The organism is Acuticoccus kalidii, from assembly GCF_021556395.1.
Taxonomy (GTDB): domain Bacteria; phylum Pseudomonadota; class Alphaproteobacteria; order Rhizobiales; family Amorphaceae; genus Acuticoccus; species Acuticoccus kalidii.
The window spans coordinates 339,784-356,825 of sequence record NZ_JAKGCS010000033.1; the positions used below are offsets into that span (position 1 = coordinate 339,784).

The following is a 17,042-nucleotide window of genomic DNA, read 5'->3' on the forward strand; positions in this document are numbered from 1 at the left end:
ATCGCCCGCTGACGGGCGCATGACATGACGACGCCCCGCGATGCGGGGCGTTGATCGACAGAAAAAGGCCGGGTCAGACCCGGCCTTTTTCGTGTCAGTCGTTGAGGTGGCAGGCGGCGTAGTGGCCGGGCTTCACCTCGCGATAGGCCGGCGCCTCGCTGCGGCAACGGTCGAAGGCGAGGGGGCAGCGGGTGTTGAAGCGGCAACCCTTGGGCGGGTTCAACGGGCTCGGCACGTCGCCGCCGATGATCGTCCGGTCGCGCGTCACCTCGGGATCGGGGATCGGCACGGCGTTGAGAAGGGCGCGCGTGTAAGGGTGGAGCGGATCCTCGAAGAGGGCGCGCTTTTCCGCAAGCTCCACGATCTGCCCGAGATACATCACCGCGATGCGGTGGCTGATGTGCTCCACCACAGCGAGATCGTGAGCGATGAAGAGATAGGCGATCCCCCGCTCGCGCTGCAGCTCGGTGAGGAGGTTGATCACCTGCGCTTGCACCGAAACGTCGAGCGCAGACACCGCCTCGTCGCACACGATGACCGAAGGCTCCAACGCGAGCGCCTTCGCGATCACGAGGCGCTGGCGCTGCCCGCCGGAGAATTCGTGCGGATAGTGGTCCATCTGCTCGGGACGCAGGCCGACCCGCTCGAAGAGGCTCGCAATGTGCGCCCGGTCCGCCGGCTGGCCGAAATTGACGAGCGGCTCGGCGACGATCTCGCCCGCGCGCATCCGCTGATTGAGCGAGGAGTAGGGATCCTGGAAGATCGCCTGGAGGTCCTGCCGGTGCGGCCGCATCGCGCCGCGATCGAGATGGGTGATGTCGTCGTCGCCGAGGCGGATCGTGCCGCTGGTCGGCTCCACGAGGCGCAGAATGCAGCGCCCGACGGTCGACTTCCCGCAGCCCGATTCGCCGACGAGGCCGAGCGTTTCGCCGGCCCCGAGATCGAAGCTCACCCCGTCGACGGCATGAACGCGGGCGACCTCGCGGTTCAGGATGCCGCGGTGGATCGGGTAGTGCTTGGTGAGATTGTCGACGACGAGGGGGCGCGCCGCATCGGTCGCCGCCGGGCGGTCGAGCGTTGCGGCCTCAGACATTGGCCGTCTCCGGCATGGCGTTTTCCATCAGTCGGTGCGCCTCGAAGCAGGCGGTAAGGCGGCCGGGGGCCTTTTCCATGAGCGGTGGGCTCTCCTCGTGGCACTTTGCGACGGCGTAGGAGCAGCGCGGCGCAAACCGGCAACCGGGCGGCACGTTGCGCAGCGAGGGCACGAAGCCCGGCAGCTCGGTGAGGTTGCCACGCGCCTCGCGTGCGGCGGCGCCGGGCTCGGGAAGGCGCGGGATCGAGGCGAGGAGCCCCTTGGTGTAGGGATGGAGCGGGTTGCGGAACACCTCCCGCACCGTCCCGCGCTCCATCACCTTGCCGGCGTACATGACGACGATCCGGTCGCACGTCTCGGCGACGACGCCGAGATCGTGGGTGATCATCAGCACCGCCATGCCGATCTTCTCGCGAAGCTCGCGGATCAGCTCCAGGATCTGCGCCTGGATCGTGACGTCGAGCGCGGTCGTCGCCTCATCGGCGATCAGAAGCTGCGGATTGCACGAGAGCGCCATCGCGATCATCACGCGCTGCCGCATCCCGCCCGACAGCTCGAACGGATATTGGTTGATGCGCCGTTCCGGCTCGGGAATGTGGACGAAGCGCAGCATGTCGAGCGCGCGCTTGCGGGCGGCCGCCTTGTCGAGACCCTGGTGGACGCGGATCGTCTCGGTCATCTGATAGCCGATCTTGAGCACCGGATTGAGGCTCGTCATCGGTTCCTGGAAGATCATCGAGGCGACGTTGCCGCGGATATCGCGCATCTTGCGTTCCGAGGCGGCAGTGATCTCCGTATCGACGAGGTGGATCGACCCTTCGACGATCCGCCCGGTCCGCTTGGCGAGAAGGCGCATGATGGACAGAGCGGTGACGCTCTTGCCGCTGCCGCTCTCGCCGACGACGCCGACCGTCTCACCGCGCTTCACGTCGAAGCTGACGCCGTCGACGGCGCGGACGATCCCGTCGCGGGTGAAGAATTGCGTTTTGAGCCCCTCGACGGCCAGCACGGTCTCGTCGGGGGCGGCGCGCTCTGGCGCGGTGGGGTTCGCCAAAAGGGAGCCTCTCTCGTGTCGTTCCGTCCGGGATGGCCGGGGCGGGCGGTGGCTTCGACCGCCCCGGAATGCGATCAGTAACCGATTGCGCAGCCGTCTTTGCGCGGCTCGGAGCCGGCGATGAGGGTGCCGCGTTCATGGTCGATATAGATCGCCTGACCGCCGCCGACCGGCTCTTGCCGGACCACTTTGTGCCCGCGATCTTGCAGGTCCTGTGCCACGGCATCGCTGAAGGTCGCCTCGAGGCGCAGCTCGCCATCATAGGCAAAGGAACGGGGCGCGGCGAGGGCGTCCTGCGGGTCGAGACCGAGATCGAGCATCCCGGTGACGACGTTGGTGTGCCCGACGGGCTGGAAGTGGCCGCCCATCACGCCGAACGGCATCATCATCGTGTCGCCCTTGCCGAGCATGGCGGGGATGATGGTGTGCATCGGCCGCTTGCGGGGCGCGATCGCGTTCGGATGCCCTTCTTTGATGCGGAAGGAGGTGCCGCGATTTTGCAGCATGACGCCGCTCTTCGGACCCATGATGCCGGAGCCGAAACCGGAAAAGAGCGAGTTGATGAAGGAGATCGCATTCCGGTCCTTGTCGACGACGGTGAGATAGGTCGTGTCGGAATGGACGAACGGATCGACGGGCGCGGGCGTGCCGGCCCGGTCGAGGCTGATCGAGGCGCGGATACGGTCCGCCTCCTCGGCCGAGAGGAGCCGCTCGACCGGAACGTCCACCATCGTCGGATCGCCGATCAGCGCGTCGCGGCGCAGATAGGCGGCCTTCGAGGCTTCCGCGAGGAGGTGGACCCGGTCGGCAAGGGAAAGGGACGGGTCCGTCAGGTCGAAGCCGGAGAGGACATTGAGGATGATGAGGGCGGTGATGCCCTGACCGTTCGGCGGGATCTCGTAGACCTGATGGCCGCGATAGGTGGTGGAGATCGGCTCCACATAAGTCGGCTCGCTGGCGTCGAAATCGTCCATCGTGTGGAGGCCGCCGAGCTCGCGCAGGCGGTTCACGATGTCTTCGGCGACGGGGCCGCGATAGAACCCGTTGCGCCCGTCCTTCGCGACGCATTTGAGCGTCCAGGCGAGCTCGGGCTGGACGTGCCGTTCGCCGACCTTCGGCGCGCGGCCGCCGGGCAGGAATCGGGCGCTGGTGTTGGGATCGAGCGCCAGCTTGGAGGTGAGCTTGTCCCAGTCATAGGCGACGCGCGGGGCGACGATGAAGCCGTCTTCGGCCGCCCTGATCGCCGGCTGGAGAAGTTCGCCGATCGACTTCGTGCCATGGTCCTCGATGAGGCGGCACCAGCCGTCGACGGCGCCGGGGATCGTGACGGCATGGGGCGTCTCGACCTGGATCTCGTCGATGCCGTGCTCGCGATACCAGTCGACGGTGGCCGCGGCGGGTGCGCGGCCCGACGCGTTGAGCCCGATCGGCTTGCCGGACGACCCCTTGGAGTAGATCGCGAAGCAATCGCCGCCGAGCCCGGTCGCCTGCGGTTCGATCACGCACAGAAGCGCCATGGCCGCGACGGCTGCGTCGACGGCGTTGCCGCCGCTGCGCAAGACGTCGACGGCTGCGAGTGTCGCCATCGGATGGGCGGTGGCCGCAGCGCCGTTCTCGGCATAGATCGCCGAACGGCCCACGTTGAAATCGCGTCGCATCATAGAATTCGTCCTTCGGGTCGGCATCGCCGGGATGCCGGGTCGTTGATCGGTCCGGACACGCCCGGTCGAGCCGAGCGTACGCATCCGTGCCGATTTTTGGGCAAGGCGCACATCGTCGGCGCACCACGCCGGAAAGGGCGAAACGCGCCGTTGCTTCCGCGGCGAAGACCGCCGGGAAGATGTCTCATGCTGCCGTATGCAAGAAACGGGCGCAATTGAATAAGAGCGGAAAGGGCGCCGCACGAGTGGATCGATGGCCCGCCAAGTTCGCCGGGCATCGGCGCGGCGCCGCCACGAGCGCCCAGAATTTGCGCACCGCGCGGCCTTCCTCTCGATGCCCGAGCGTCGATCAGGAGGGCGTCCCCGTGCCGCCTTGATCGACCGGCGGGGCGGGGGTGGGCGCCGGTTCGACGAAGACGCCTTCGTTGTAGATGATCAATTTGCGCAGCGCGGCGGCGACCTGGTCGCGCTCGCGCTTGGTAAGCGGGGCGAGGATGTCGTGCTCGGCGTTTGCCTGGAAGGCCATGGTCGGCTCCGTCAGCGCATGGCCCGCCTCGGTGAGCGCGACGATGACGCTGCGACGATCCTCCTCGGCGGTGCGGCGCACGATGAGCCCCTGCGCCTCCAGGCGGCCGAGCACCTTCGAGAGGCCGCCGGAGCTCAGCGCCATCATGTTGTGGAGCGCCGAGGGGGTCATCTCGTAGGGGGCGCCGCTCGCCCTCAGCGTCGCGATCACCGCGTAGTCGGCATATTTCAGCCCGTGGCTTGCGAGCACGCGATTGAACGCGCGCAAGATGATGTCGTGAAGTCGCAGAATGCGCCCGGTCACGGCCTTGGCGGACGGATCGAGATCGGGTCGCTCGCGGTGCCATTGGGCAAGACCCACGTCCATCACGTCGCGACCGCCTCCGCCATTGTCGGCGCCCGATTTGTTAGCATCCTGCCTAGCATTTTCCCTGCGAGTTGCCCGCGCCATCCTTGCTCCCGCTGTGTTGGCGGCCGTGCTCAATTGTCTTCTAAATATCTTTCTTGACAGATAAATGGAAGCATATTTAGCTAACCTCACCGTGAGCGGCCGTCTCGTATCCGGCACGGTTTTGCTCGCGCAAAAGCCAACGATGCACGCTGCGACGAGGGAGGCCGGGATGTCGAAGACCAAGGCGGAAATCAAGGCGGAGGTCTGCGCCGCCATCGACCGACGCGCCGACGAGATCATCGATATCAGCAAGCGGATCCTCGCTCACCCCGAGCTCGGTTTCAGCGAGTTCGACACGGCCCGCCTCGTGGCCGACGCCTTTTCGGAGATGGGGCTTCAGTCGCGCACCGGGCTTGCCCGAACCGGCGTCAAGACGCGCCTCAATGGTCGCAAGTCGGGGCCGACCGTCGGCATTCTGGGCGAACTCGATGCGATCATCACGCGCGACAGCCCGGTCGTCGATCCGGCGACGGGGGCCGCCCATGGGTGCGGGCACAACGCGCAGATCGCGTCGATGATCGGGGCCGGCATGGGCCTTCAGGCGGTGATGCAATATCTCGACGGCGACGTCGTGTTGTTCGCGGTGCCCGCCGAGGAATGCATCCAGATCGAAGAGCGCCTCGCCTTGAAGGATGAAGGCGAGATCGAATTCCTCGTTGGCAAACCCGAGCTGATCCGGCTCGGCGAGTTCGACGATATCGACATGATCACCATCACCCACACACCGCACGGCATGGACGACAGCCATGCGAGCGTCGGCGACACGCACAACGGCTCCCTGATCAAGCGGATCAAGTTCACCGGCATCACCGCGCACGCCGGCTCGTTTCCGAGCAAGGGAATCAACGCGCTGAAGGCGGCGATGCTGGGGATCGCGGCGATCGACGCGCAGCGGGAGAAATTCCGCGAGGAAGATACCGTGCGGGTGAGCCCGATCATCACCAAAGGCGGCGACGGCACGAGCTCGGTCCCGGCCGACGTGCGCATCGAGACGATGATCCGCGCCCGTACGGTGGAAGCGATGCAGCAGGCGAGCGAGATCGTCGACCGCTCGATGCGCGCCGGCGCGCTCGCGATCGGGGCGACGGTCGAGATCGAGACCGTCGGCGGCTATCTGCCGAACAATCCCGACAAGAACCTCATTAAGCTTCAATACGACAATTGCGCCGCCGTCGTCGGCGAGGCGCACATGGGGCCGGCGCGGCAGCAGACCGGGTCGACCGATGTCGGTGATGTCGGCTTCATGATGCCGGTCGTCCATCCGCGCAGCGGCGGCACCGAAGGCTCGCCCCACTCACGGGACTATTATGTGCGCGACCATGTGCTCGCCGCGGTCAATCCGGCGAAATCGATGGCGATGCTCGCGGTCGATCTCCTGTTCGACGATGCGGCCGAGGCAAAGCGCGTCATCGCGGAGGCCGGGCCGAAGCTCGACCGCGAAGGCTACTTGGCGCTGCGCCGCTCGTTCGACCGGAAGGAAACCTTCCCCGAGCCGGCATAGGGCTCGCATCGGGGCGCCCCGCGCGGGTGGGGCGCCGTCAAGAGGTTTCGTTGCGCCAGCCGAGCCGTCGCCGCGTGAACAGCGCGGCGGTGAGGGCCGCGTTGGCGAGAAGTTGCGCCCCGAAAATCGCGAATGGCCATTGGTAGTCACCGAACGATGAGACGAGGAGCGAAAAGGTCACCGGACCGATCAGGTAGCCGAGAAAGGCGACGAGGGCCCCGCCCGACGTCGCCTCGGCAATGCGATCGGGCGGCGTCATGCGGGCGATCTCGGCCATGAAGATGCCGTTCCAGCTCGCCGCGCTGAAGCCCAGAAAGAACGTCACCGCGCCGACGAGAGCGAGCGGCGTTCCGACCGGGAGGAGGCCGTACCCGGCGACGAGGACGGCGGCGATCACCGCCTGGATCACGAGGTTGGCTGACGGGGTTCCGGTCCGGTCGGCGAGCCATCCGAGAAGGATCCGCGCGCTCGCCCCCGCGACGAGAAGGATTGCGTGAGCCATGCCCGCCTCCGCCAGCGCCAACCCCCGTGCGGTCGACAGATACGTCACCGAGAACGAGAAGAGGCAGCTCTGGACGAGGGCGAGCGAGAAGGCGAGACGCGCGATCGCGAAGACGCGGGGATCGGCGGCGAGCGTCGTGAAGGGCGCGGCGAGATTGCGCGTCGCGAAGAGGGGCAGCGCGGCCCCGCCGTGCGCCGGCGGATCGAGCCGCATCCTGAGCGGCTGGATCGAGAGGGCGGCGACGACAGAGACGGCGATCGCCGTCATCAGCGCCACGCGCCAACCATATGCGGCCGCGATCGGGGCGAGGAGCATCGCGGCGATGGCGCCGCCGAGTGGCGCGCCCGATTGCTTGATCGAAAAGACCAGCGTGCGATGCCGCGGCGGCGCCGTGGCGGCGAGGATTCGGCTGCCGGCCGGCGGCGTCGGGCCATACCCGACGCCGATCAGGAACGCGGCGAGAAGGAGGGCGGGCCAGAACGCCGAGGTCGCGAGCGCGGCTCCCCCCGCCGCGAGCAGCGCCCCGAATTGGAGCATCCGCACCGCGCCGAAGCGGGCGATGAACGGCGCGCCGAAGACCAGAAACAACACCACCCCGGCAGCGCTCGCCGTCGACAACATGCCGACCCGCTCGGGCGCGATGCCGAGTTCGGCCGTGATGAGCGGCGCGATGATCGCGAGCCCCTGGTCGAGCATCGAAGCATTGATCTGCAGCGCTGATGTCGTGGCGAGGGCCACGGCCCATAGCGGTGGTCGCATGAAGGCGTATCCGTCCGGTTCATAGCGTTCGATCATATATGCGAATGCTATTTCTATATGTGAATGATTTGTTGACACCCGAGTAAATAGGCCTGAATGTCGAGGCATTCGTCGCGAGGCGGCCTCTGCGTTGGAAGCGAAAGGCAGGCGTGTGATTGCGAGCGGTACAGACGGGAAAAAGGTCGAACGATCCGTCGCGGTCGTGACCGGGTCTGCAAGAGGCATAGGTCGTGCCAGCGCATGTGCGCTCGCCCGCCGCGGCTTCGATCTCGCGCTCGCCGACAGGCTGGAGGCCGAACTCGCCGAGACCGAACGGCTCGTTCGCGATATCGGCGCCGATGTGATGATCCTGACCGGAGACGTGTCGGATCATGCCGACGTCCAGGAGAAGGGGCGGGCGGTGATCGAGCGGTTCGGCCGCGTCGACGTTCTCGTCAACAATGCGGGCGTGTCACAGCCGAAATCGCTGATCGAGATCAGCGAGGAGGAGTATGACCGCACGATCGCGATCAACCTCAAGAGCTGCTTTTCCTGGTGCAAGGCCGTCGCGCCGACCATGCTGGAGCAGAAGGCGGGTCGGATCGTCAACATCTCCTCGGTGAGCGCCCATATGGGCGCGAACGCCAATGCGGTGTCGAAATTCGCCTATGTGACGGCGAAGGCCGGCATGCTCGGCATGACGCGGGCGCTGTGCAAGGAACTCGCCCCGTACATCACCGTCAACGCGATCTGTCCCGGCGCAGTGCGCACGGACCTGACGAGCGCGCTGTTCGACAAGCGCGCCGAAAAGCTCGTGGAGACGATCCCTCTCGGCCGCATCGGCACGCCGGAGGATATCGCCGAAGTGGTCGCCTTCCTCGCGACCGTCTCACCCAATTTCATCACCGGCGAGGTCATCGACGTCGACGGTGGTCAGTACGTGAACTGACGTCGCGTCCGCGTCTCTCGAAGAGGAGCTCCGTTTGACGCCTGATCCGGATACGCCCGGCATGACCGCTGCTCCCCGCCGCGAACGACGCGACTGGACGCAAGTGCTGTTGGTGCTGCCGAACACGGTTTGGCTGCTCCTCTTCATGGTGGGCGCGCTCTTCTTCTTGTTCCTCATGAGCTTGCGCGGCTACGAGCCGGGCGGGCGCGGCATGCTCGATACGTGGGAGCTGTCGAATTATTGGGCCTTCATCAGCGACCCGTTCTATCTGAAGATCCTCGGCCGCTCGCTCCTGATGGCGCTCTGGGTCACGATCGGCTGTCTGATCCTCGGCTTTCCGCTCGCCTATGCCCTGTCGCGCCTGCGCGGCATGAAGCGGGCGCTCCTCTATTTCGCGGTCCTCGTGCCGCTGTTGACGAGTGCGGTGATCCGAACCTTCGGCTGGATGATCCTTTTGTCGAACAAAGGGTTCGTGAACCAGACGTTGATGTCGATCGGGCTGATCGATAGCCCGATCCCGATGATGTACCGGATGACCGGCATCATCATCGCGCTGATCCAGGTGCTCTTGCCCTTCATGGTGCTCGCGCTCGACGCTGCGCTCCTCAATATCGACCGCCAGATCTACGACGCGGCGCGCAATCTCGGCGCGGGGCGGGTGCGCATCTTCTTCCGCGTGACCTTGCCGCTCGCGCTGCCCGGCATCGTGTCCGGCTCGATTCTCGTCTTCACGCTGGCGATCTCGGCCTTCGTCACGCCGGCCCTCGTCGGGGGGCCGCGCATTCCGGTGATGGCGACGCTCATTTACCAGCAGGGCATCGCGCTCCTGAACTGGCCGCTCGGCGCCGCGATCTCCCTCGTCATGCTGGTTGTCCTGGTGGTGATCTTGAGCGCTCTCATGTCGATCGCCTCGCGCGCGATGCGGAGGGCGTCATGATCCTCTTCCTCGTCAACGCGATCATCGTCCTCTTCCTCGCCGCCCCGATCCTCGTCGTGATGGCGACGGCGTTCACGACGACGGGTTATCCGGTCTTCCCGCCGGAGGGCTTCACGCTGAAATGGTTCGCCCGCGTCTTCGAGACGGGGGAGTTCACGGACGCCGCCCAGCTCTCGGCGCTGCTCGCGATCTGCGCCACGGCGATCGCCTGCACGCTCGGAACGCTGACCGCACTCGGCCTCTCCCGCTGGAAGGGGCGCGGCCAGTCGGCGCTGTCGGCCTTCGTGCTCTCGCCGATCCTGTTTCCGACGATCGTCCTCGGCCTCGCGCTCCTCGTCTTTTATAGCCGCATCGGGCTTCAAGGCTCGTTCCTCGGGCTCGTGATCGGTCACTCGATCATCACGACGCCGTTCGTCGTGCGCCTCGTGATGGCGAGCCTTTCGGAGTTCGACCCGGCGGTCGAGGAGGCCGCGCGCAATCTCGGTGCGGGCTGGTGGCGCACATTCTTCCAGGTGACGCTGCCCCTCATCCGCCCGGGCGTCCTCGCCGGCGGCGTCTTCGCCTTCATCCTCTCCTTCGACGAGCTGGTCGTGACGCTGTTCCTCGCCGCGCCCGGCATGTCGACGCTACCGATGCGGATTTTCACCTTCGTTCAGTATTCGAGCGAGCCGACGATCTCGGCGATCGCGACGATGCTGATCGTCGTCTGGGCGCTGATCGGCGTCCCGCTTTACGCCCGTTTCCTGTCCATCCGGCACAAGTAGGTCCATGAGCACACTCAAGCTCCAGTCCCTCGGCAAGGTCTTCGGCAACACCGCCGCGGTGGAGAAGATCGATCTTGAGGTGGGCGAGGGCGAGATGGTCGCCTTTCTCGGCCCCTCCGGCTGCGGCAAGACAACGACGCTGCGCATGGTCGCCGGCTTCGTCGAGCCGTCCTCCGGTTCGATCCTCGTCGGCGGGAAGGACATCACCCGCCTGCCGCCGAACCGGCGCAATATGGGCATGGTCTTCCAGTCCTACGCGCTGTTTCCGCACATGAATGTCAGCGAGAATGTCGCCTTCGGGCTGAAGGCGCGGCACGTTCCGAAGGGGGAGATCGCGGGGCGCATCACCGCCGCGCTCGAGCTCGTCGGCCTGTCGGGCTACGAAGCGCGCTATCCGAAGGAGCTGTCGGGCGGCCAGCAGCAGCGCGTGGCGCTCGCCCGCGTGCTCGCATTGCGCCCGCAGCTTCTCCTCTTCGACGAGCCGCTGTCCAATCTCGACGCCAAATTGCGCGTTCAGATGCGCCACGAGATCCGAACCTTGCAACAAGAGGTCGGCATCACGTCGCTGTTCGTCACCCACGATCAGGAAGAGGCGATGACCATCGCCGACCGCATCGTCGTCATGAACAAGGGGCGGATCGAGCAGGTCGGTCCGCCGGCCGAGATCTACGACAATCCCCGCACCCGCTTCGTCGCCGACTTCATCGGCGCGGCCAATCTCGTCGAGGGGCGGCTCGAAGGGGATGTCTTCCAGTCGGCGCGCGGAGCAAGGCTCGATTGCGCCCCGCCCGATTTCGCGCCGACCGGCGCCCCAGTCGTCCTGTCGATCCGTCCGGAGAAGATCGAAATCCTTCCCGGCGCCGGGGAGGGCGGAACCCCCGGAACGGTGATGCGCGCCACCAAGCTCGGCGGTCTCATCGAATATGTCGTCGAGCTCGCCTCCGGCGACACGATCCTCGTCCAGAAGCAGGACCGCTCACCGGCAGATCATCTGCGCGTGGGCGAACCCGTTCGGGTGTCCTGGAACACGAACGACGCAAGGCTCCTGCCTTGACCGGCTCAACTCGACCAGAAAGGGGACTGATATGCGGACAGTGAAACTGCGGGCTGCGGCACTTGCCGCCTCCGCCGCCGTTCTGATGGCGGCCGGAGCCGCCCACGCTCAAGAAGAGCTCACCGTGATCGTCTATGGTGGGTCCTTCGAAGAAGGCTGGCGCAAGAGCGTCATCGAGCCCTTCGAGGCCGCCAATCCGGACATCAAGGTCCGTATCGCGACCGGCCTCACCATGCAGACCGTCGCGATGATGCGCGCCCAGAAGGATGACGTGAACATCGACGTCATCATGATGGACGAGATCGGCGCGGCGCAGGCGAACGCCGAAGGCCTCTACGAGCCGCTCTCGGTCGAAGCGGTGCCGAATCTGGAGAAGCTCTATCCCCAGTTCCGCGTCGAGGGCGATCCCTACACCAAGTTCATGTATGTGAGCCAAGCGCTCGTCTACGACACTGATATCGTGACCGAGGAGCCGACCTCCTGGAAGGCGATGTGGGATGAGGACTATGTCGGCCGCATCGCGGTGCCGGACATCACCACCTCGCACGGCGCCTTCTTCCTGCTGACCGCGGCCGACATGAACGGCGGCAGCGTCGAGAATATCGATCCCGGTTTCGCGCTGATCAGCGAGTTGAAGCCGAGCATCCTCACCTTCTGGACCCAGCACGCCCAACTCGCCCAGCTCTTCAGCCAGGGTGAAGTGGTGATGTCCTCCTGGACGACCGACCGCGCCCAGGCGCAGATCGATGCCGGCGCGCCGCTCGCTTGGACGATCCCGGAAGAGAGCGCCTACATCATCGATTCCACGATTGGCATCGCCAAGGGGACGAAGCACCTCGAAGCCGCGCAGAAATATATCAACTTCGTCCTCGGCGAAGAGGCGCAGGCGAAGAACGCGGAGTTCACCTATCTCGCGCCGGTCAACAAGGACGTCGTGCTCGAGGAGGACGTCGCCGCCAAGCTTCCGGTGGGCGAGGGTGTGCTCGACAGCCTGAAGCAGGCCGATTGGGACTACGTGACGACGGTTCGCCCCGAGTGGACGCACCGCTGGACGCGTGAGATCACCTCACCCTGATCGGTCCGGCACGATGTCCACGCCCTCTCTGACACCCGACCCGTCGTCGGTCGATCGTCCGGTCGCCATCGTCACCGGTGCCGGCCAGAGCCTCGGCAAGGCGATCGCGGAACGGCTCCATGGCGACGGGTTCTCCGTCGCCGTGACCGACCGCGAGGCCGACCTTGCCGCAACGGTCGCGAACGGTCTCGATGCGGACGGCCGCACGGCGCGGTCCTACCATCTCGACGTGTCGTCGGCCGAGGCGATCGTCGCGGTCTTCGCCAAGGTGGCGGCGGAGATGGGCGTGCCTGCCGCGCTGGTCAACAACGCGGGCATCTACCCGAACCATGCCCTCATCGACATGCCGGTCGAGGCTTGGGACGGGGTGATGACCGTCAACCTGCGCGGCACCTTCCTGTGCACCCAGGCGTTCGCCCGGGCGCGCGCGGCCATCGGCGGCGGCGGTGCAATCGTTAATCTCGCCTCGGCCGCTGCCTTCTCCGCACGGGTCGGCGTGGCCCATTATAGCGCCTCGAAGGCGGGCATCGTGATGTTCACGAAGTCCGCGGCGCAGGAGTTCGGACCGCTCGGCATCCGGGTCAACGCGATCGCGCCCGGCCTGATCGAGGTGCGGGACGATCAAGTCACCCCGGAATACCGGGACAATTATCTGTCGATGATCCCCCGCGGACGTACCGGCGTCGCCGCCGATATCGCGTCCGCCGCCGCCTATCTGGTCTCGCCCGAGGCCGACTTCGTCAACGGCCATTGTCTCGTGGTCGATGGCGGCTTTCTGACCGGACGCACGCTCGTGCGGTCCGGGGACGATGGTTGACGAGGCGTCCCGCCCGTGGGGCTGATGGGGCTCATAGTCGTGATGCGAAGAGGACTGGAATGCGCACGATCGATTTGCTGAAGTCCGAGATCAGCTCGGCCAACTTGTTCTCTCATCTCGAAGAGTTCGCCCGGCGCGTGAAGCTGTCTGGCACGCCTGAGGAACTCGAAAGCTTCCACTATCTGGAGGCGCAACTCGCGGCGATGGGCTATCGCACCGAGCTTTTGCTGCACGATGCCTTCATCAGTCTGCCGGGCGACGCCAAGTTGACGGTGAACGGGGAGGCGATCGACTGCATCACGCACTCCTTCTCGTGCGCCAACGCCGACGGCCTCACCGCGCCCGTCGTCTATGTGGGCCGCGGAACGGAGGCCGATTTCGCGGCGGTCGACGTGACCGGCAAGATCGCCCTGATCGACGGGCTCGCCTCGCCGCCGGTCAGCCGGCGGGCGAGCGAAGCCGGCGCGTCCGGCCAGATCCACGTCTCCGTTCACGAGCACAAGCACGAGATGTGCATTTCGCCCGTATGGGGAAGCCCGACCGACGAGACTGCCGGAAAGCTCCCGCGGACCGTCGTCCTCACGGTGACGAAGGCCGACGGCGACGCCCTCAAGGCGCGGGTCGCGGCGGGGCCGGTCGAGGCCACCTTGCAGGCCGAAGTCGACACCGGATGGCGCAAGATCCCGCTTTTGGTCGGCGATATGGCGGGGCCGAAGGGCGATGCGGACGAGCCGTTCGTCATGCTCTCCGGCCACCACGACACCTGGTATTATGGCGTGATGGACAATGGCGCGGCGAACGCCACGATGTTGGAGATCGCGCGCATTCTCGCCGCCCATCGCGATGACTGGCGTCGCGGGTTTCGCGTGTGCTTCTGGTCGGGCCATTCGCACGGGCGCTATGCCGGCTCGTCCTGGTACGCCGAGCATTATTGGCGCGAGCTCGAAAGGCGCTGCGCCGTCCACGTCAACGTCGATTCCACCGGCGGGACGGGCAATGTCATTCTCAGCGACATGCCGGTCTCCGCCGAGCTTCGCAGCTTCGCCCGCGACGTGGTGTCCGAGACGGGCAAGCAGGAGATCAGCGGTCTTCGGATGAGCCGGGCCGGCGATCAGTCCTTCTGGGGGATCGGCGTTCCCTCGCTCTTCAACACCGCGGGCGAGCAATCGCCGGAGGGCGGCGAGAATGTCGCCGCGTCGATCTTCAGCGGTGGCGGGCGCAAGGGGGCGGGCTTCGGCTGGTGGTGGCACACCCCCGGCGACACGATCGACAAGATCGACGCCGAGATCCTCGACCGCGACACCGCGATCTATCTCCACGCCACCTGGCGCCTCGTCGCGGATCCGGTCCTTCCGTTCGACTATGCCGCCTTGGCCGCCGATCTCGCCGCCGAGCTCGACGCGCTCGCGGCGGTGTCAGCCCATGGTGTCGACCTCGAACCCGCCCGGACGCGTCTTGCGGACCTCGCCGGCCGGATCGAGGCCTTCAACGCGGCCATCGCCGGTGCCGATGGGGCGGCAGCGGAGTCGGCGAGCCATACGCTTCAGCGTCTGTCGCGCCATCTCGTTCCGATCGACTATACGAGCGGCGACCGGTTCACCCAGGATCCGGCGGTCGGTCAGTCGCCGTTCCCCGTCCTCGACCCGCTCCGCGCTCTCGCAAAGGCCGAGATCGGCTCGGACGCGGCGAAATTCTGTACCGTCTCGGCCGTGCGGGCGTTGAACCGCGTCGTTCATGCCCTCGACGGCGCGTGCACGGAGATCGACGCTCATCGCGCGGCCACGAAGAGCGCGGCGGTTTAGATGCTCGACCGGGTCTTGATCTGGGGCGCGGGGGCGATCGGCGGAACGGTCGGCGCCGTGCTCGCGCGCAAGGGCGTCGACGTCACCTTCGTCGATGTCGTGCCGGAGCATGTCGCGGCGATCGACGCGTCGGGATTAACCGTCGTCGGTCCCGTGGAGGCCTTCACCGTCGCGGCGCCCGCCGTCCGTCCCGAGGCGCTCACGGGGACGTGGCGTCACGTCTTTCTGTGCGTGAAGGCCCAGCATACCGCCGACGCGGCCGAACGGCTGAAGCCCTTCCTGGCGCCGGACGCCTATGTCGTCTCGCTCCAGAACGGGCTTTGCGAGATGGAGCTCGAGGCCCGGCTCGGGCGTCAGCGGGTGATCGGCGCTTTCGTCAATTTCGGCGCGGATTATTTGGAGCCCGGCAAGGTGATCTTCTCCGGTCGCGGCGCCTTCGTTCTCGGCGAGCTCGATGGGGCGATGACGCCGCGCCTCGCCGCGCTGCTCGAGACCATCCAGCTCTTCGAGCCGGGAGCGATCGCGACCGATCGCATCTTCGCCTATCTCTGGGGCAAGCTCGGCTATGCCTCGCTCCTCTTCGCCCAGGCGCTCGGCGATCTCGGCATCGCCGACTGTCTCGCCCGCGAGGAGCTGTTGCCGCTCTTCCGCCGGCTCGCCGGGGAGACGATGCGCGTTGCGCGGGCCGAAGGGGTCGCCCCGCTCGGCTTCAACGGCTTCGATCCGGCCGCCTTCATGCCGGAGGCGAGCGAGGCCGATGCGCGGCGCTGCGTCGCCGATATGGTCGCGTTCAACCGGCCGAGCGCCAAGACCCATTCCGGCATCTGGCGCGACCTTGCGATCCGCAAGCGGCGCACCGAAGTCGACCAGCTCGTCGCCCCGATCGTCACGATCGGCGCGCGGCACGGGATCGACTGTCCGACACTCGCCCGTCTCGTCGAGATGATCCACGAGGTGGAGGAGGGCGACCGCCTGATGAGCGACGATAATCTTCTCGTCCTCGCCGACGAAACGGCCGGCTGATCGCCGACCACGCCGGACGGGACTCCTTGGGCGCCGATCTCAGTCGCGCGCGGCGGTCGTCGGTCCTTTGGCGCGGGACCGGGTCGCGCGTTTCGGGCGCGGCGCATCGGTCTCTTCAAGCTGGCCGAGCTTGGTCGCGAGCTCGGCGTTGAAACGGTCCGTGGTCCGCACGAGGCTTTCGATGATGTGCTCGCGGTTGGCGAGGAAATTGGCGGTGACGCAGCCGATATTGAGCGTTCCGAGAATGGCGCCCGCCGTATCCTTTAACGGCGCGGCGACGGAGGAAGCACCATCGACATGCTCCTCGATATTGACCGCATAGCCCTGGCACCTGACGCGCGACAGGATCCCGCGCAATCCGTCGGCATCGATCACCGTCTTCGGCGTGCATTTCGTGCGCGGGACGGTGGCGAGATAGTGGTCGACGGTCTCCTGAGGGAGGAAGGCGAGGATCGAGCGACCCATCGACGTGCAATAAGCGGGATAGATTGCGCCGAGCTCGATCTCGTAACGCACCTCACGCGGGCTGCGCGCCTTCTCGACGACCTCGATCTCATAGTCCGAGGTGAGGACCCCGAGCACGACGGTCTCCTGCACCTCGTTGGCGAGCGCTTTGGCGATCGGCCGCGCGAGCTTGCGCAGCACCGCGAGGCGGCCACCCACCCACTCGTTGCCGTTGACGCGGAAGATCGGGTCCAGCCGATATTGGCCGGCGCCGTCCCGCTCGAGATATTGCTTGGCGACGAGCGTGCGCAGAAGCATCAACGCACTGCTCTTCGGGATCGAAAGTCCGGCGGCCACATCGGCAAGGCTCACCGGATGATCCTGATTGGCGATGTGCTCCATCACGTCCAAGATCCGTGCGCCCGATTTGACCGAGCCCGGCCCGTCCTCAGCCATTCGTGCTGCTCCTCACATGCCTTGCGCGCGGCGCACGGTCGCCGGCGAGAGCGTCGCCGCGCCATGTCCATCCGACGCTGCCGATGACCGCAGAGATAAGTCCCGCATCGCGGCCGTCGACACTCGCACGCATCCTTGATGGCGGCCACTATTATGAATGGGATTCAGATATGTAAACTGTAGCATATCGGCAAGA

The 17,042-nt window shown here is 66.4% G+C and carries 15 protein-coding genes; 9 read left to right on the plus strand and 6 right to left on the minus strand.

The window, feature by feature from the left end:
* Window positions 1–94: 94 nt before the first annotated feature.
* The 4 genes from L1787_RS20065 to L1787_RS20080 all read right to left on the minus strand — a co-directional run bounded on the left by L1787_RS20065 (window position 95) and on the right by L1787_RS20080 (window position 4,700).
* A complete protein-coding gene (locus L1787_RS20065) occupies window positions 95–1,093 on the minus strand; it encodes an ABC transporter ATP-binding protein (protein ID WP_235710885.1) in 999 nt (332 codons plus the stop codon).
* Complete coding sequence (locus L1787_RS20070) at window positions 1,086–2,147, minus strand: ABC transporter ATP-binding protein (protein WP_235710886.1); 1,062 nt, start codon at window positions 2,145–2,147, stop codon at window positions 1,086–1,088. Before L1787_RS20070 ends, L1787_RS20065 begins: the two co-directional genes overlap by 8 nt.
* Before the next feature lie 74 nt (window positions 2,148–2,221).
* Window positions 2,222–3,805, minus strand: coding sequence for a gamma-glutamyltransferase (ggt, locus tag L1787_RS20075; protein ID WP_235711030.1), 1,584 nt, complete (start codon window positions 3,803–3,805; stop codon window positions 2,222–2,224).
* A gap of 352 nt (window positions 3,806–4,157) precedes the next feature.
* The gene (locus L1787_RS20080) at window positions 4,158–4,700 is read right to left on the minus strand and encodes a MarR family winged helix-turn-helix transcriptional regulator (protein WP_235710887.1); all 543 of its coding nucleotides are present in this window, start codon (window positions 4,698–4,700) and stop codon (window positions 4,158–4,160) included.
* 253 nt (window positions 4,701–4,953) lie between these two features.
* Here L1787_RS20080 and L1787_RS20085 point away from each other — a divergent pair, with 253 nt between their 5' ends.
* A complete protein-coding gene (locus L1787_RS20085) occupies window positions 4,954–6,285 on the plus strand; it encodes an amidohydrolase (protein ID WP_235710888.1) in 1,332 nt (443 codons plus the stop codon).
* Window positions 6,286–6,322: 37 nt separating this feature from the next.
* Here the strand turns inward: L1787_RS20085 and L1787_RS20090 are convergent, their stop codons facing one another.
* A complete protein-coding gene (locus tag L1787_RS20090; protein WP_235710889.1) occupies window positions 6,323–7,546 on the minus strand; it encodes an MFS transporter in 1,224 nt (407 codons plus the stop codon).
* Between the two features lie 151 nt (window positions 7,547–7,697).
* On the opposite strand from L1787_RS20090, the gene L1787_RS20095 reads away from it, so the two are divergent.
* Genes L1787_RS20095 through L1787_RS20130 form a run of 8 tightly spaced genes read left to right on the plus strand, consistent with a single transcriptional unit; the run spans window position 7,698 to window position 15,946 of the window.
* Window positions 7,698–8,474, plus strand: a complete 777-nt coding sequence (locus tag L1787_RS20095) for an SDR family NAD(P)-dependent oxidoreductase (protein ID WP_369415118.1) — start codon at window positions 7,698–7,700, stop codon at window positions 8,472–8,474.
* A 34-nt stretch (window positions 8,475–8,508) separates the two neighbouring features.
* Window positions 8,509–9,411: an ABC transporter permease gene (locus L1787_RS20100; protein ID WP_235710891.1), complete on the plus strand. Its 903-nt coding sequence runs from the start codon at window positions 8,509–8,511 to the stop codon at window positions 9,409–9,411.
* Window positions 9,408–10,175, plus strand: coding sequence for an ABC transporter permease (locus tag L1787_RS20105; RefSeq protein ID WP_235710892.1), 768 nt, complete (start codon window positions 9,408–9,410; stop codon window positions 10,173–10,175). Before L1787_RS20100 ends, L1787_RS20105 begins: the two co-directional genes overlap by 4 nt.
* A 4-nt stretch (window positions 10,176–10,179) precedes the next feature.
* On the plus strand, window positions 10,180–11,229 hold the full coding sequence (locus tag L1787_RS20110) for an ABC transporter ATP-binding protein (protein WP_235710893.1): 1,050 nt from the start codon (window positions 10,180–10,182) through the stop codon (window positions 11,227–11,229).
* 31 nt (window positions 11,230–11,260) lie between these two features.
* Complete coding sequence (locus L1787_RS20115; RefSeq protein ID WP_235710894.1) at window positions 11,261–12,304, plus strand: ABC transporter substrate-binding protein; 1,044 nt, start codon at window positions 11,261–11,263, stop codon at window positions 12,302–12,304.
* Between the two features lie 13 nt (window positions 12,305–12,317).
* Window positions 12,318–13,121 carry an SDR family NAD(P)-dependent oxidoreductase gene (locus L1787_RS20120; RefSeq protein WP_235710895.1) on the plus strand — a complete coding sequence of 268 codons (804 nt, stop codon included), beginning with the start codon at window positions 12,318–12,320 and terminating at the stop codon, window positions 13,119–13,121.
* A gap of 59 nt (window positions 13,122–13,180) precedes the next feature.
* Complete coding sequence (locus L1787_RS20125) at window positions 13,181–14,923, plus strand: M28 family peptidase (protein ID WP_235710896.1); 1,743 nt, start codon at window positions 13,181–13,183, stop codon at window positions 14,921–14,923.
* Window positions 14,924–15,946: a ketopantoate reductase family protein gene (locus L1787_RS20130; RefSeq protein WP_235710897.1), complete on the plus strand. Its 1,023-nt coding sequence runs from the start codon at window positions 14,924–14,926 to the stop codon at window positions 15,944–15,946.
* A 39-nt stretch (window positions 15,947–15,985) separates the two neighbouring features.
* Here L1787_RS20130 and L1787_RS20135 read toward each other — a convergent pair whose 3' ends face one another.
* Window positions 15,986–16,846 carry an IclR family transcriptional regulator gene (locus L1787_RS20135; protein ID WP_235710898.1) on the minus strand — a complete coding sequence of 287 codons (861 nt, stop codon included), beginning with the start codon at window positions 16,844–16,846 and terminating at the stop codon, window positions 15,986–15,988.
* Between the last annotated feature and the right edge of the window lie 196 nt (window positions 16,847–17,042).

What these genes read in the sequence shown, in the direction of transcription:
- L1787_RS20085 (WP_235710888.1), top strand. Translation starts at nt 4,954, where the DNA reads ATGTCGAAGACCAAGGCGGAAATCAAGGCGGAGGTCTGCGCCGCCATC.
- L1787_RS20110 (WP_235710893.1), top strand. Translation starts at nt 10,180, where the DNA reads ATGAGCACACTCAAGCTCCAGTCCCTCGGCAAGGTCTTCGGCAACACC.
- L1787_RS20105 (WP_235710892.1), top strand. Translation starts at nt 9,408, where the DNA reads ATGATCCTCTTCCTCGTCAACGCGATCATCGTCCTCTTCCTCGCCGCC.
- L1787_RS20080 (WP_235710887.1), bottom strand. Translation starts at nt 4,700, where the DNA reads ATGGACGTGGGTCTTGCCCAATGGCACCGCGAGCGACCCGATCTCGAT.
- L1787_RS20135 (WP_235710898.1), bottom strand. Translation starts at nt 16,846, where the DNA reads ATGGCTGAGGACGGGCCGGGCTCGGTCAAATCGGGCGCACGGATCTTG.
- L1787_RS20065 (WP_235710885.1), bottom strand. Translation starts at nt 1,093, where the DNA reads ATGTCTGAGGCCGCAACGCTCGACCGCCCGGCGGCGACCGATGCGGCG.
- L1787_RS20120 (WP_235710895.1), top strand. Translation starts at nt 12,318, where the DNA reads ATGTCCACGCCCTCTCTGACACCCGACCCGTCGTCGGTCGATCGTCCG.
- L1787_RS20125 (WP_235710896.1), top strand. Translation starts at nt 13,181, where the DNA reads ATGCGCACGATCGATTTGCTGAAGTCCGAGATCAGCTCGGCCAACTTG.
- ggt (WP_235711030.1), bottom strand. Translation starts at nt 3,805, where the DNA reads ATGCGACGCGATTTCAACGTGGGCCGTTCGGCGATCTATGCCGAGAAC.
- L1787_RS20130 (WP_235710897.1), top strand. Translation starts at nt 14,924, where the DNA reads ATGCTCGACCGGGTCTTGATCTGGGGCGCGGGGGCGATCGGCGGAACG.
- L1787_RS20115 (WP_235710894.1), top strand. Translation starts at nt 11,261, where the DNA reads ATGCGGACAGTGAAACTGCGGGCTGCGGCACTTGCCGCCTCCGCCGCC.
- L1787_RS20090 (WP_235710889.1), bottom strand. Translation starts at nt 7,546, where the DNA reads ATGCGACCACCGCTATGGGCCGTGGCCCTCGCCACGACATCAGCGCTG.